Source organism: Kocuria sp. LHG3120, from assembly GCF_049897445.1.
Classification (GTDB): domain Bacteria; phylum Actinomycetota; class Actinomycetes; order Actinomycetales; family Micrococcaceae; genus Kocuria; species Kocuria rosea.
In genome coordinates this window covers 88,351-102,806 of the sequence record NZ_JAFCWG010000001.1, presented here as the reverse complement: position 1 = coordinate 102,806, position 14,456 = coordinate 88,351, and the positions used below count along the sequence as shown (strand labels likewise).

The 14,456-nt window shown below is 68.6% G+C and carries 14 protein-coding genes; 7 read left to right on the top strand and 7 right to left on the bottom strand.

The genetic code is table 11. The features are described from left to right. Positions 1–171 precede the first annotated feature (171 nt). Positions 172–1,005 (bottom strand): PaaX family transcriptional regulator C-terminal domain-containing protein, encoded by an 834-nt coding sequence (locus tag ACP7CD_RS00465; protein WP_426118350.1) that lies wholly within the window; start codon positions 1,003–1,005, stop codon positions 172–174. A gap of 319 nt (positions 1,006–1,324) precedes the next feature. Here ACP7CD_RS00465 and ACP7CD_RS00460 point away from each other — a divergent pair, with 319 nt between their 5' ends. Then, complete coding sequence (locus ACP7CD_RS00460) at positions 1,325–2,779, top strand: aldehyde dehydrogenase family protein (protein WP_426118348.1); 1,455 nt, start codon at positions 1,325–1,327, stop codon at positions 2,777–2,779. A gap of 130 nt (positions 2,780–2,909) precedes the next feature. Here the strand turns inward: ACP7CD_RS00460 and ACP7CD_RS00455 are convergent, their stop codons facing one another. After that, positions 2,910–3,860, bottom strand: a complete 951-nt coding sequence (locus ACP7CD_RS00455; protein ID WP_426118345.1) for an aldo/keto reductase — start codon at positions 3,858–3,860, stop codon at positions 2,910–2,912. A 131-nt stretch (positions 3,861–3,991) separates the two neighbouring features. Beyond that, a complete protein-coding gene (locus tag ACP7CD_RS00450; RefSeq protein WP_426118343.1) occupies positions 3,992–4,606 on the bottom strand; it encodes a cysteine hydrolase family protein in 615 nt (204 codons plus the stop codon). 197 nt (positions 4,607–4,803) lie between these two features. Here ACP7CD_RS00450 and ACP7CD_RS00445 point away from each other — a divergent pair, with 197 nt between their 5' ends. From ACP7CD_RS00445 to ACP7CD_RS00420, 6 genes are all read left to right on the top strand, one after another. Further along, complete coding sequence (locus tag ACP7CD_RS00445) at positions 4,804–5,343, top strand: PadR family transcriptional regulator (RefSeq protein ID WP_426118341.1); 540 nt, start codon at positions 4,804–4,806, stop codon at positions 5,341–5,343. A 12-nt stretch (positions 5,344–5,355) separates the two neighbouring features. Next, positions 5,356–6,336: an NADPH:quinone reductase gene (locus tag ACP7CD_RS00440; RefSeq protein ID WP_426118339.1), complete on the top strand. Its 981-nt coding sequence runs from the start codon at positions 5,356–5,358 to the stop codon at positions 6,334–6,336. 340 nt (positions 6,337–6,676) lie between these two features. Next, positions 6,677–7,489, top strand: coding sequence for an ABC transporter ATP-binding protein (locus tag ACP7CD_RS00435; protein ID WP_426118337.1), 813 nt, complete (start codon positions 6,677–6,679; stop codon positions 7,487–7,489). Further along, positions 7,486–8,163: an ABC transporter permease gene (locus ACP7CD_RS00430; RefSeq protein ID WP_426118335.1), complete on the top strand. Its 678-nt coding sequence runs from the start codon at positions 7,486–7,488 to the stop codon at positions 8,161–8,163. The genes ACP7CD_RS00435 and ACP7CD_RS00430 overlap by 4 nt, the downstream gene beginning before the upstream one ends. Then, positions 8,160–8,861: an ABC transporter permease gene (locus tag ACP7CD_RS00425; RefSeq protein WP_426118332.1), complete on the top strand. Its 702-nt coding sequence runs from the start codon at positions 8,160–8,162 to the stop codon at positions 8,859–8,861. The genes ACP7CD_RS00430 and ACP7CD_RS00425 overlap by 4 nt, the downstream gene beginning before the upstream one ends. Then, positions 8,858–9,784, top strand: coding sequence for an ABC transporter substrate-binding protein (locus tag ACP7CD_RS00420; RefSeq protein ID WP_426118330.1), 927 nt, complete (start codon positions 8,858–8,860; stop codon positions 9,782–9,784). The genes ACP7CD_RS00425 and ACP7CD_RS00420 overlap by 4 nt, the downstream gene beginning before the upstream one ends. Before the next feature lie 160 nt (positions 9,785–9,944). On the opposite strand, the gene catA is transcribed toward ACP7CD_RS00420, so the two are convergent. The 4 genes from catA to ACP7CD_RS00400 form a co-directional block, all read right to left on the bottom strand. Continuing rightward, positions 9,945–10,829 carry a catechol 1,2-dioxygenase gene (catA, locus tag ACP7CD_RS00415; protein WP_426118328.1) on the bottom strand — a complete coding sequence of 295 codons (885 nt, stop codon included), beginning with the start codon at positions 10,827–10,829 and terminating at the stop codon, positions 9,945–9,947. A gap of 127 nt (positions 10,830–10,956) precedes the next feature. Next, a complete protein-coding gene (locus ACP7CD_RS00410) occupies positions 10,957–11,493 on the bottom strand; it encodes a VOC family protein (RefSeq protein WP_426118326.1) in 537 nt (178 codons plus the stop codon). 12 nt (positions 11,494–11,505) lie between these two features. Continuing rightward, positions 11,506–13,386: an FAD-dependent oxidoreductase gene (locus ACP7CD_RS00405; RefSeq protein ID WP_426118324.1), complete on the bottom strand. Its 1,881-nt coding sequence runs from the start codon at positions 13,384–13,386 to the stop codon at positions 11,506–11,508. Positions 13,387–13,508: 122 nt separating this feature from the next. Next, the gene (locus ACP7CD_RS00400) at positions 13,509–14,405 is read right to left on the bottom strand and encodes a helix-turn-helix domain-containing protein (protein ID WP_426119025.1); all 897 of its coding nucleotides are present in this window, start codon (positions 14,403–14,405) and stop codon (positions 13,509–13,511) included. Between the last annotated feature and the right edge of the window lie 51 nt (positions 14,406–14,456).

Genomic DNA, 14,456 nt, shown 5'->3' with positions numbered 1-14,456 from the left:
CACCGGGGTCGATGTCCGATGTGGCCCGCCGCCTGTCGACGCTGTACCGACCGTCTCGATGCCGCGGTGCGGGACAACACCGTCAACAGGGGATGGCGACGTAGTCGATGCCCCATTGTGGTGATGTGCTTCACAATGTGTCAAGAGTAGGACGTCCGTTATAAATCTGAGTTACACAGCGCCCGGGGCATTCTGTGTCCCGACGGGCCCAAGGAGGGTGTCGACATGACCCTCGGCGCTCGTGCGAAGGACGCCCCGCGCCTCCAGGAAGAGTTCGTGGGCTTCGCATCCCATCCACCGGGCGGGCAGGAGGTCGGTTGGCAGGTCGGGGTCACGGAACGGGAACTTCCGGTAGTCCTGGATGAGGCGAGTGCGCTCCACCAGCGCTTCCCGGGCCGGCATGCGGCCCGACCGGAACCGGGGCATCAGCTGGCGATACCGTTCCACGAACTCCACATAGTCGTGGTTGAGCTCCGTGAGATCCCAGCAGCGCTGAGCCATGTCGCGGTCATAGGTCAGTCCCTTGGACTGGGCGCGCAGCAGATCCAGGCGTACGGCCGGAATGCCGGCGAACTTTTCCTCGACCGTGGTCAACCGGTCGTGTGGGCAGATCCACGTGGAGGCGGCCAGTGCGCCGAAGCCCAGCCAGGACAGCTCCTTGCGCAGCTGCTCCCGCAGGGCCCGTTCGGGTTCGGGGACGTAGTAGATGACCATGTGCCACATGCCGCCCCACTCGCTCTCCGCGCGCGTGAAGATCCGCTCCCGCCCCTCGTCCAGGATCCGCCAGCTCTTCTCGGTCAGGGAGTAGATGACGCCCCGGCCGCTCGGATCCGGTTCGGTGCTGAACCACCCCTCCTTGCGCAGCCGGGTCAGTGTGACCCGGGCTGTGCTCTCCCCGACGCCGAAGCACTCCAGCAGCGCGGTCAGGTCCCGCAACCGGGCACTTCCTCCCCGGTAGCGCAGGTAGTCGCCGAAGAGGTCGATGACGATCCCGCGTGGTTTCACGACGGTCCTTCCTGTCGGGCCGGGTCCGGCACTGCCCACCGGTCAGCTCTCGTTATTGTGATTCATCCTATTGACGTACGTCGGACAATCGTATTGACTGTGTGATACACGGCACAGCCGTCATCCGGATCGGACGACGGGCTCCGCCACGACGTCCCCATGAGGTCCCAAGGCCCGAGCCGCGGCGACTGCACGGCACGGTCACAGCGGGTCAGTGCTGCATCAGGCACCCGGAACAGACTCGCCGGCGCCACTGCGACTCTGCAGGCCGACCCCGCGCCGACGACCACTCCACCTTCCCACGCAGGAGGAATTCACCATGACCATCACTCCCACCAAGACTCTGCAGATCGGTCACCTGATCAACGGCGAGATGACCAGCGGCGACAACTTCCGGGACCACCGGGATCCGGGGCGGCTCACCGAGGTGGTGGCTCGTCTGGCGGTGGGCACCCCGGCCGACGTGGATCGTGCCGTGGAGGCCGCCCATCAGGCGTATCTGTCCTGGCGCACCGTGGCCCCGGCGGAGCGGGCGGGCAAGCTGCTCGAGGCCGCCGAGGTGCTTTCGGGGTCCGCGGAGGAGCTCGCGCCGCTGCTGGTGCGCGAGCACGGCGGGGTGCTGTGGGAGGCCCAGACCGATTTCGCCCTGGGTGCCGGGGTGCTGCAGCACACCGCGAGTCTGACCGAGCAGTTCTTCGTCCCGGTCGAGTACGACGACGAGACCAGCTTCATCCGGATCGAGAAGATAGCCCGCGGTGTCGTGGCGGCCATCGTGCCGTGGAACATGCCGATCGTGCTGACCATGATGAAGCTCGCCCCGGCGCTGGCCACCGGCAACACCTTGGTGCTCAAGCCTTCACCGTTCGCCTCGGCCGCCCTGACGCTCGCACTGCAGCGGATGGCCGAAAAGTTCCCGGCCGGGGTGATCAACGTCGTCCACGGTGACGGCGACGTCGGCCAGGCGCTGACCTCCCACCGGCTGGTGCGCAAGATCGGCTTCACCGGCGGCACCGAGACGGCCAAGCACGTGGTGAAGGCCGCCGCCGACACGATCAAGAACGTCACCCTGGAGCTGGGTGGCAACGACCCGGCGATCGTGCTCGACGACGCCGACCTCGAGGCGACCCTGGACCGGATGCTCGCCGGCATTTTCACCCGGTCCGGTCAGATCTGCTTCGCCGTCAAGCGCATCTACGTGCCGCGAGAGATGCACGACCGTTTCGTCGATGCCATGATCGCACGCGTGCAGGACTACGTCGTGGGGCACGGTCTGACCGAGGGTGTGAACTTCGGGCCGCTGGCCACGCAGGCGCAGTACGAGAAGGTGCGCGGGTTCATCGAGTCCACCCGGGCCACCGGGGCCGAGGTGGTCGAGCTCGGGCGCCTGGCGGAGGGACTGGACGCCGCGGACGGCTACTACGTGCTGCCGCACATCGTGGCCGACGTGGAGCACGGCTCCGAGCTCAGTGGTTGCGAGCAGTTCGGGACGATCATCCCGGTCACCGCCTATGACGACGAGGAACAGGTCATCGCCTGGGCCAATGACAGCGAGTACGGGCTCGGGTCCTCGGTCTGGACTTCCAATCCCGAGCGCGGTCTGGCCATGGCCTCCCGCATCGAGGCCGGCAGCACCTTCATCAACACCCACTCCTTCGAGTCCCTGGACCTGCGGATGCCCTTCGGCGGGATCAAGCAGTCCGGCCTCGGCCGGGAGTTCGGCGAGGCCGGGCTGGCCGCCTACGCCGAGGACCACGCCATCCGCCTCCTCAAGTAGGGAGCTGAGCTACAAGCTCAGGGCCGCGCCGTCGGCCGATTCCCGATCGTGCAGCAGCCCCGATCTCGTCGGACGAGGTCGGGGCTGCTGCACGCCGCTGGAGAAGTGCGGCCGCCGTGCGGGCGTGCTCTCAGGCGAACGGCTGCGAGGCGTCGTCGAGGGCGCCCAACTCCTCGTTCGTCAGGCGCAGGGAGGACGCGGCCAGCAGGGCCGGCAGTTGCGAAGGCCTCGATGCCGAGGCAATCGGGGCGGTCACACCCCTGGCCCGCAACCACGCGAGGGCGACGGTGGGAATGTGCGTGCCGTGGGCAGCGGCGATCCGGTCCAGCGTGTCGACAACCTCCAGCCCGTCCGCCGTCAGATAGCTCTGGGCGGCGTCCTGCCGCGCCGAGCCCTGCAGGTCCTCGGGTGTGCGGTACTTGCCCGTCAGGAACCCGGAGGCCAAGGAGTAGTAGGAGAACACCGCAGCGTCGAACTCCGCCACGAGAGGCCGGTACTCCTGCTCGTACTCCTTGCGGGCCACCAGGCTGTACTGGGGCTGGATCGCGACCGGGATCGTCCTGCCGTCCTGTCGCGCGGTGGTGAAGAACTCCCGCATCCTGGCGGGGGAGTAGTTGGACAGGCCGACTCCACGGATCTTGCCACTGCGCACGAGCTCGTCGAAGGTGTCCACCTGGTCGGAGATCTCCACGGACTCGTCGTCGTAGTGGGCGTAGTAGAGATCGACGTGGTCGGTCCGCAGGCGCTTCAGGGAGGCCTCCAGCGAGGCCACCACAGTGTCGTGAGCCAAGCCGGTGAACTCGGGGTGAGCTCCGGTCTTGGTGGCGATGACCACCCGGTCACGATTGCCGCGGGCGGCCATCCACGCCCCCAGGATCTCCTCGGACTCCCCGCCGGAGTGCCCCGGAACCCACGAGGAGTACATGTCGGCGGTGTCCACGACGTTGCCGCCGGCATCCTGGAAGGCGTCGAGCACGGCGAAGGACTGCTCTCGGCCGGAAGTCCACCCGAAGGTGTTGCCACCCAGATGGAGCGGGACGATCGGAGCCCCGAGGCTGGGGTTGGAAACGGTGGTGGTCATGTCTCTCTTTTCTTGATGCGGGTCTCCTGCCGTGTCGATCCGTTTCGGCGCGGCGGCCCTACTGATGCAGTGCCTGAGGCGAGGGCCGGCCGGCGGCGTGCTTCACCGGCCCGGCCCCTGACAATGTGCGCTCAGCTCGTGGGCGAGGCACCGGTGACGTCACCAGTGGTGGTGAACTCGGCGATGTTGGTCAGCGCGTACGACAGGGCGGCGCGCTGCCAGTCGGCATTGATGCTGGACGTGGCGTCGGTGACCAGGATCGGGCGGTAGCCGTGGTCGGCGGCGTCCCGCACTGTGTGCTCCACCGCCATGTTGGTCCAGACGCCTGCCACGAGAAGGTCGGTCACGCCGGCGTTGCGCAGGAGGGCGTCCAGGCCGGTGCCGTTGAAGCCGCTCATGCGGTTGCGGATCAGGACCGGCTCCTCCGGCAGGGCCTCCAGGCCCTCGAGGGCCTCAGCACCCCATGATCCCAGCTTGAGCGACTCCGGTCCGATCATGCGGAAGATCGGGGCATTGTCGCCGCCGTAGCTGCCGCCGGGGTAGAACACGATGCGGTTGTGGATGACCGGCATCTCCCGCCCCCGGGCCCAGTCGAGGAGCTCGCGCACGTTCGGCACGAGGTTCTGTTCTGCGGCGTGATCGGCTGCTCCGGAGGCGGCGAACGCGCCGTTGGGGTGGACGTTGTCGTTCTGCAGGTCCACCAGCAGCAGGGCAGTGTTCGTGGGGTCGAGGGTGGTGATGTCCATGGGTGCTCCTCAGGGGTTGTGGGGTGTCGTCGGGGACCGGGACGAGCGGCTGACCGGTTGCGTCGAGCCCGGGTCCGTGGTCTGCATCTCGTGGGACTGTCAGATTCCGCGCTTGTGGTCGGCGGTGGGCCGATCTCTCGGTCAGGTCCTGGTCCGGCAATGACGACATCCACACTACCTCGGTTCGAGGTATAGTCATGGCCATCATGCTTGAACTGGCGATTCTGGGATTCCTGGCGGAAGCTCCGCTGCACGGGTACGAACTGCGGCGCCGGGTGGCGCACTTGTCGGGCCACTCCCGGCCGGTCAGTGACGGCAGCCTGTACCCTGCGATCAATCGGTTGGTCCGTCAGGGGTTGCTGGAACGACGCACCGAAGCCGGCAGGGCTGCCGCCCGGCGCCACGTGCTGCACCTGACGGAGGCCGGCCGGACCGACCTGCTGCAACGGCTGAGGCGGCCGCCCGAGCAGGACATCACCGACTTCAACCGATTCGCTGTGGTCCTCGCCTTCCTCTCCCAGCTGCCGGACGTTGCCGACCAGCATGCCGTCCTCTCGAGGCGACTTGCCTTCCTGGAGGAGCCGGCCAGCTTCTTCTACGACGGCGACCGCCCCCTGCGTGAACGCGAGATGGACGATCCCTACCGCAAGGGCCTCTTCGTCGTCGCGCGGGCCACGAGCCGGGCCGAAAGGACCTGGTTGCGCGGCGTCCTGGACGGCGACCACACCCACGACTGATCAGGAGGCGATGTGCGCGCAGTCTGGTACGAGCAGCAAGGTCCGGCCGGTGACGTGCTCCAGGCCGGGGAGTTGCCCGATCCCGAGCCGGGGCCGGGGGAGGTCCGGGTGCGCTTGCGGTATTCCGGGGTGAACCCGGGGGACACGAAGAAAAGGCGCGGCTGGCTGGGGTCGACCATGGCCTTCCCTCGGGTGGTCCCGCACAGTGATGGGTCCGGTGTCCTCGACGAGGTGGGAGATGGTGTGGACCCGTCGAGGATCGGGCGGCGGGTCTGGGTCTACGGTGCCCAGTCCTACCGGCCTCTCGGCACCGCCGCCCAGTACACCGTGGTGCCCGCCGACCAGGCGGTCGATCTGCCTGACGAGGTCGATGACCTTCTCGGGGCATGCCTCGGCATTCCTGGGATCACTGCCCACCGTGCCGTCTTCGGCGACGGCCCGGTGGATGGGGCGACCGTGCTGGTGCACGGGGCCATGGGGGCGGTCGGCTCGCTGGCCGCCCAGCTCGCCCACCATTCCGGGGCCCACGTCGTCACCACCGTCCGGCGTTCCGAGGACGCGTTCCGGTTGAGAGGGGCGGCGTTCGGGCACACGGTGGTCCTGGGAGAGCCCGACCCTGCCGGCGCCGTCCGCGCCCTGGCGCCGGACGGTGTGGACCGGATCGTCGAGGTCGACTTCGCCGGCAACATCGACCTGGATGCCGCCGTGGCGAAGAACGGCGCCGTGATTGCCGCCTACGCCAGTGGCCGCGACCGGCCGGACTTCCCGTTCTGGCCGATGCTGTTCGACAACATCACGGTCCGGCTCCTCGGCAGCGACGACTTCCCGCCCGCAGCCAAGCGGCAGGCGGCCAGTGACCTCACCGCTGCCGCGCAGGTCGGTGCGCTGAGCATTCCCGTCCGTCCGCCGTTCCCCTTCGAGCAGGTCGCTCTGGCGCACGACCAGGTCGACGTCGACAACCGGCGCCGCGTCCTCCTCGCCATTCCGGACTGAGAGCTCGCCGCCGGCCCGGCCTGGACGTCCGGCGGTGACGGAAAACATGCCGAGCGAGTGGAATATCAAATTAGATTACCTCGTTTCGAGGTATATCCTCGACGAAGTCCTGCCCGAGACCCGCCAGCACGAGCTGTTCCCCCGAGCGGTCAACGCCACAGTGAACGACGCCGCCTCGTGCGTGTCGTCCTCGTGGTCCTGGACCAGCCCGTCGCTCCAGAGCTGTCCCACATCCCGGGCCGGCTCCGATGCGCCGCCGGTACCCAGCCGTGCCTGTGGGCCGGCGCCACACCAGCACCCCGGTGAAGCCCATGCTTCTGTCCCGACCCGAAAGTCAGCCATGATCGAGTTCCAGTCCGTCACCAAGACCTACGCCGACGAGTCGGTCGCGGTGGACGACTTCTCCTACACGGTTCCCTCGCACCGGACCGTGGTGCTCGTGGGCTCCTCGGGGTCCGGCAAGACCACCCTGTTGCGGATGGTCAACCGGATGCTCGACCCCACGTCCGGGGCGGTGATGATCGACGGGCAGAACGTGCGGTCCCTCGACAAGATGCGGCTGCGCCGGTCGATCGGCTACGTGCTTCAGGCGGGTGGGCTGCTGCCGCACCGCACGGTCCTTGACAACGTCGCCACCGTCCCCGTGCTCAACGGCACCCCGAAACGCCAGGCGCGGTCGACGGCCCTGGAGATGCTGGAGCGGGTCGGGCTGAGCACAGAACTTGCCGTTCGGTATCCCGCGCAACTGTCCGGCGGCCAGCAGCAGCGCGTCGGCGTGGCACGGGCCCTGGCCGGCGCGCCCGACATCCTGCTCTTGGACGAACCCTTCGGGGCGGTGGACCCCATCGTGCGCACCGGCCTGCAGGAGGAGCTGCGGCGGCTGCAGGCCGACCTGGGCAAGACGATCGTCCTCGTCACCCACGACATCGACGAAGCCTTCGCCCTCGGGGACGAGGTGGTCGTCCTGCGTTCCGGAGGGCGGATCGCCCAGACCGGGACACCCGCCCACCTCCTCGCCCACCCCGCCGACGACTTCGTGCGGCAGTTCATCGGATCCGACAGCGCCAAGCGCACTCTGCGCATCGAACAGCTCGAAGGTCGACAGATCGTCGTCGACCGCGACGGGCGCCCCGCGGGGCTGTTGGCACCATGACGTGGCTGCTGCAGAATCTGCCGCTGGTGGAGGAACTGCTCCTGACCCATCTGCTGCTGAGCCTGGTGCCGGTGGTCGTCGGACTCGTCGTCGCCCTGCCGCTGGGCCGGTTCGCGTTCCGCCACCCCGCCCTCGGGGCACCCCTGCTCGGTGGCGCGGGCATCCTGTACGCGATCCCCTCTCTCCCGCTGCTCATCATGATCCCCACGGTGTTCGGCACGCCCCTGCGCTCCGCCGCGACCATGACCATCGCCCTCACCGTCTACGCCGCGGCGTTGCTCATACGCACAGCCGCGGACGCGTTCGCCTCGGTCCCCGATCCGGTGCGCCAGTCCGCCACAGCGATCGGATTCTCCTCCTGGGCGCGCTTCTGGCTGGTGGAGCTGCCCCTGGCCGGTCCGGTCCTGCTCGCCGGGGTCCGGGTCGTGATGGTGAGCACGGTCAGCCTCGTCACCATCGGCGCGGTCATCGGGATCCGCAGCCTGGGCACCCTGTTCACCGACGGCTTCCAGCGCGGTCTCCCCGGAGAGGTCCTGACGGGGCTGGTCCTCACGGTCGCCCTGGCGCTCGCCCTGGACGGGCTGTGCGCCGCACTGGGCCGCTCGGCCATGCCATGGACCCGCTCCGGGCGCCGACGTCCGATGAAGCCGACCCAAGCCCGGACGATGCCATGAACCTCCTGACCGAGGCCCTGATCTGGATCGGCGACCCCGCGCACTGGGCCGGCACCGACGGCATCACCCGCAGGCTGCTCCAGCACCTCGGCATCGTGGCACTGGTGGTGGTCCTCGCCGCAGCGATCGCCCTCCCCGCCGGGGTCCTGGTCGGCCACACGGGCCGAGGCCGCGGCCTCGTCGTCACCGCCGCGGCCGCCGGCCGGGCGGTGCCCACCCTGGGACTGCTCACCCTGGTCGGTCTCCTCGTCGGGATCGGGCTGCAGGCACCCGTGCTCGCCCTGGTCGTGCTGGCGATCCCCTCGATGCTGGCCGGCGCCTACTCCGGCGTCGAAGCCGTGGACCGGGCCACGATCGACGCCGCTCGAGCTGTGGGAATGACCGAGTGGCAGATCGTCCGTCGCGTCGAGCTGCCGCTGGCCGGACCGGTCATCGTTGGAGGCCTGCGCTCGGCCGTCCTGCAGGTGGTCGCCACTGCCACACTCGCCGCCTACGTCGCGGACAGCGGTCTCGGCCGATACCTGTTCACCGGATTGAAGGCCCGCGACTACCCCCTGATGCTCGCCGGATCCCTGCTCGTCGTGCTCCTCGCCCTCCTGCTCGACGGCGCGCTGGGCCAGGCGCACCGCCGGATCGCCCGGGCCACCACTCCTGACGCACCCCCGCGTCGCTCCACCCCCACGGAAGGACTCCGATGAACCCCCGTACCCTGCCCGCGCTCGCCGGCACGCTGCTTGCCGGCACCTTGATGCTGACCTCGTGCTCCGATGCCGTTCCCTTGTCCCGAGCCTCCGGCGACTCCACCGACGGGACCGGGGAGAAACCGACCATCGTCGTGGGTTCCCAGGACTACTACTCCAACGAGATCATTGCCGAGGTCTACGCCCAAGCCCTGGAGATCCACGGGTACGCGGTGGAGCGACAGTTCCGCATCGGCCAGCGCGAGGTCTACCTGCCCGAGATCGAGAGCGGCGAGATCGACCTGTTCCCCGAGTACACGGGTCCGCTGCTGCAGTACTGGAAACCCGACACCACTGCCCGCCTCACTGAGGACGTCTACGCGGAACTTGCCGGCACCGTCCCGGAGGGCCTGCGGATCCTCGACCAGTCCTCTGCCACTGACCAGGACTCCTATGTCGTCACCCGTGCGTTCGCGGAGACCTGGGACCTCACCGGCATCGGCGACCTGGCGGACGTCACGGAGCCGTTGACCCTCGGCGGCAACTCCGAGGGCGAGACGCGGCCGAACGGACCGCGGGGGCTCCAGGAAGCCTACGATGTCGACGTCGACTTCACCCCGATCGAGGACGGCGGCGGCCCCCTGACGGTCAAGGCCCTGCGGGACAACAGCATTCAGCTCGCCATCGTCTACACCGCCGACCCTTCGATCGCCGAGAACGATCTCGTGTCCCTCGAGGACCCCGCCGGCCTCTTCCTGGCCTCGCATGTCGTGCCCCTGGCCAGCGACGACGTGGACGAGGCCGCCGCCGCGATCATCAACGAAGTGGATGCGGCGCTGACTCCGGAAGGGCTCATCGAGCTGAATGCTCGGAGCGTGCAGGAACAGGCCCCGGCTGGGACGATCGCGGCGACGTGGCTAGCAGAACAGGACCTGTTCTAGGGACGACTCTGCCCCGTGCCGAACCGCACCGGGGCCGTGCCGTGGGACGGGCTCGGTCAGCCGCGGACCGCGCCAAGGACGCATCCCCGTCGATGCCGACGGGGATGCGTCCTGTGCCGGGAGTGCCTTTTCCGGCTGGTCTTCGGTGACGGCTGGGGTCCTACTTGGTCTGGCCCTCCTTGGCGAGGACGTAGTCGTAGACGACCTCTTCGCCCGCCCCGCCGTCGGTGCGCGGGGTCGGGTCGAGCATCAGCTCGGGCTTGACCGCCGAGGCGATGTCGTCCTCGTTGTGCGGGTCGCCGGGGAAGTACAGCTGCTGGGTGACCAGCTGGTAGCCGGGGGCGGAGACCTTGATGTGGATGTGCGCCGGGCGCCAGGCGTGCCAGCCGGCCGCGGCGATCAGCTGCCCGCAGGCCCCGTCGGTGGGGATCTGGTACGGGGCCGGACGCTTGGTGTTGATCTCGAAGTAGCCGTTCTCGTCGGCCTGCACGGCGCCGCGGAACAGCCACTCGGGCAGCTCCGGGGCGTACTGGGAGTAGAAGCCGTTGGCGTCGGCGTGCCAGATCTCCACCTGGGCGCCCTGCAGCGGGTTGCCGTCGGTGTCGGTGAACCGGCCCTTGAACAGCAGCGGGGTGCCGGGCTCGTCCTCGCGCATCTGAAGGGTCGCGGGAGTGGGCAGCACCGGGGCGCCCGGGACGTAGTAGGGGCCTTCGATGGCGCCCACCGCACCGGGTCGGTGCTGGGAGTTGACGTCCTCGATGGTGTGCTCCAGCCACACGTCCAGGAACAGCGGCCACTCCCCGTCGGTGCCGACCTTGATCAGCCACGCCTTCAGCGCGTTGTACTCCTCGTAGGTGACCTGGTGCTTGACCGCGATGTCGTTGATCGCCTTGATCGCCGCACCGGCCAGCAGACTCACCCGTTCCTGGGACACCTTCAGGGAAGTCAGCTTGCCGGCCTGGGTGAACCGCTCGGTGGCCTTGGACCCGGCCTCGACCGCGGTGCCCTCGTTCTCCTTGCGGTGTTGCTCTTGTGTCTCGGTCATGATGTTCTCCTCGTCGATTGTTGGTTCGGTTGATGCTGGTCCGGCCCCGTCCTCGGGCGCCGGGAGGGTTCGGGCGCGGCGCCGGCCGTGCGCCCGAGCGGGGGGCTGTGAGACCGGGACGACATGCTTACGGCTGTTGCCCGGTGCTGTTGGACTGCGCAGGAGGACGCCACCGGCGTCGGCTGGTCCTTGCCTCGTAGGCCTGCGGGGAGGGGTAGCTCACGAGTTCCACCGTGCTGCCCCACGGGGTGCGGGCGTACAGATAGCGGTTACCGGGGCCGGTGTCCCCTCCGGGCAGTTCGCCGGGTGGGCTCAGCAGCCGGCCGCCGGCGTGCTCCAGCCGGTCTGCGGCCACGTCGATGTCATCGACGTAGACACAGAAGTGCTGGAGGCCGAGATCGCTCGGCACCACCGGGTCCCGCTGGGCGGTGCCGGAGTAGGTGAACAGCTCCAGGTTGGGTCCCTCGCCCAGGCGCAACATGCGGATCGCCTCGATCCTGGCCCCGGAGGGTATGCCGAGGCCGGCCTCGACCTCGGGGCCGGCGAGGGGTTCGTCGAGCATGTCGTAGATCTTCTCGGCCCCGAAGGCCTCGGCGAAGAACTGGGTGGCCTGCTCGAGGTCGGGCACGGTGATGCCGATGTGCTCGATGGCGCGGACTGTCATCGGTTTCTCCTCTCAGACCTGGGACGCGGCCCAGAAGCCGGACTGGGTCGCCTCGTACATCCGTCCGCCCCGCAGGCGGGTGCCGATGATGTGCACGCGGTCGTCGTCGACGGTCTCGGACAAGCCCTCGTCGGACGCACGGTCCTGTGCCCACACCACCCCGGGGCCGGTCGGAGCCTGCTGTCCGGTGAGTACGGTGACGTGCTTGGCGACGAGCAGCTGGGTCAGATGGGCGCGCTGCATGTCGTTGGTGTCCAAGCCGATGTCATCGCTCGGGGAAGAGAGGGTCACCTCCCGGCCCTGTTCGGCCAGCCACAGGGCGGCGAACAAGGCGATCTCGGTGTCCCCGTGGACGGTGACCTGCTGTGCATCGGGAGGGCGGCGGGTGGCCAGCATCTCCACGGCGTCCAGCGCATCGTCGGGTGCCCCCGTGCTGACGGTCCCCGTAGCCAGCAGAACGGTGTCGTAGTCGGCGAAATCCGCTTCCTGGACATCAGTGCCCAGCCGGAGATCGACACCGGCGTGGTTGAGCTCGGTGCGGTAGAAGTTGATCAGGGTCGAGATCTCCGTTCTGAGCACCTCGGCCGCGGCCCAGGACCGGAGCTGGCCGCCGATCTCCGCTTCGCGTTCCATCAGTGTCACCGCGTGCCCGCGCTCGGCTGCCAGCATGGCCGCTTCGCACCCGGCGGGTCCGGCCCCCACGACGAGCACCCGCTTGGAGACAGGCGCGGGGTGCCGAGCCTCCGAGGCTCGCTTCTCCTGGGAGAGTGCGGGGTTGATGACGCACTGGGTGCGCTGCCCGTTGAACATCCACCGTGAGATGCACTCGTTGACCGCAATGCAGCGTCGCACGCGAGAAGTCTCCCCGCGCCGGGTCTTCTCCACCGCTGCTGGGTCGGCCAGCTGGGCACGCCCCAGGGCGACGAAGTCGAGTTCGCCGGCAGCCACGTCGTCGTTGAGCTCGTCCAGCAACCAGGTCAGCCGGCCGACGCCGATGACAGGCACGGACACCCGCTTCTTCACGGCCTTGGCGTAGTGCAGCAGGTTCCCCGGGGGATGCATCGGCAGCAGGACGTCGGCGGTGTCGTAGTTGCCCGCCGATACATCGAGGGCGTCGACGTACTCCTCGAGCATCTCGCAGAACGCCAGCCCGTCGTCGAGGGACAGGCCGCCCTCGTACGGCTCCTCGACGCTGAGGCGGTACAGGACGGGGAAGTCCGGGCCGACCTGCTCCCGCACCGCCCGGACCACCTCGAGGGCAAAGCGTGCCCGGTTCTCCAAGGAGCCGCCGTACTCGTCGGTGCGCTTGTTGGTCTTGGGGGAGAGGAACTGGGAGAGCAGGTATCCGTGCGCACCGTGGAGCTCCACCGCGTCGAAGCCGACCTCTTTCGCCCGCCGGGCGCCCTGGGCGTAGCGCTGGATCAGCCCTGGGATCTCCTCCAGTTCGATCGCCCGAGGAGCCGTGCCGAAGGCGCTGGTGATACCGGCGGTCGGGGCGATCGGGGGCTCGTTGCGCTCCGTGTTGCCCTGGGAGTTCTGACGGCCGGTGTGGTGGAGCTGTACGGCGATCTTCGCACCCTCGTTGTGCACGGCTTCCACCAGGTCGGCCAGTCCGGCCCGGAACCGGTCGTGGTCGATCCGGATGGGGTGGCCGACTGTGCGGCCGAGCTCCCAGTCGACCGATGTGTTCTCCGTGATGAGTAGGCCGGCGCCGCCGCGGGCCCGCTCCCGGTAGTACTCGATGAGCCGGTCGCTCACCTCGCCCCACGTGCCGGCGTACTGGGTGAAGATGGGGGACTGGACGAATCGGTTCTTCAGGATCATCCGGCCGATGCGGCCGGGCTGGAACAGGGCGCTGTGCTTCACCGCGCTGTGAGGTGATGTGCTGAGCATCTCGACTCCTTCGTTGCCGGGAGGTGCCTCCTCGGTTGTCAGCAAGTATTGAAGGGCCGCAGGGGTTGAAACTTGCCGTGATGCGCACAAGAACGCGCACCACGTGCACAGTGTGAGCTAGGTCATGTCTGGCGCCGTGCGTTTCGTGCCGCCCGGGGCGACAGGCCGAAGGCGGTGCGATAGGTGCGGCTGAAGGAGGACGGGGTGTCGAACCCGCACCGGTGAGCGACCTCGGTGATGGACAGACCTGTGGCCGACATCAGCAGTTGGTGCGCCGCTTCCTGGCGTCGGCGCATCAGGTACTGCCGGCAGCTCTCGCCCGTCTCCTGGAACAGCAGATGCAGATAGCGGGTTGACACCGCGTTGGCCGAGGCGATGGTGTCCACGGTGAGCTCCGAGTCGCCGAAGTGTGCGTCGATGAAGGCCCTGATCTCCATCAGCCGGATCGTCCGGGTGTCCAGGACCACGTTCGAGGACGCGCCGATCGCCGAGGTCAGCAGGTCAACGGCGACATGTCCGGCTGTCGCGGCGGCGGTGCCGTCCAGGTCCTCGGTCGACGTCGACGTCTGCAACCACGAGAAGAGCAGGCGCAGGCTGGGGGAGTCGGGCACGGTGCGGGCGACGATCGCATCCAGAGGGGGCATGGTGTCGCGGCACACGTCGCGCGGCATGAAGAACGTGGTCTTGACGAGGTCCTGACCGCTGACGCACTCCCCGGGACGCACACCGTCCCAGATCACCGCGGTGCCGGCGCCGACCTGGGCGCGCCGGCCGTGCTGCGTGAACGTCTCCGTGCCGTGCCGCACCAGTAGGACCGCTACGTATTCTCCGTCCGTCCGCCGGATCTGCGGAGCATCACGCCGTCCTGCCATGCCGCCGAGACGACAGTCCACGGCCCACGACTCACCCATGTGGACCGTCCTGTGCTCCAGAACGCTGCCGCGGGAGACGTCAAGCCGCCACGGCAAATGGCTGGTGGAGAAGTCCTCCACCATCTCATCGCTCACAGCAGCTGCCATCGACACGGATGTCCTCCTTAATAGGGGGCCGGATTCCCCTGGCATCGACGG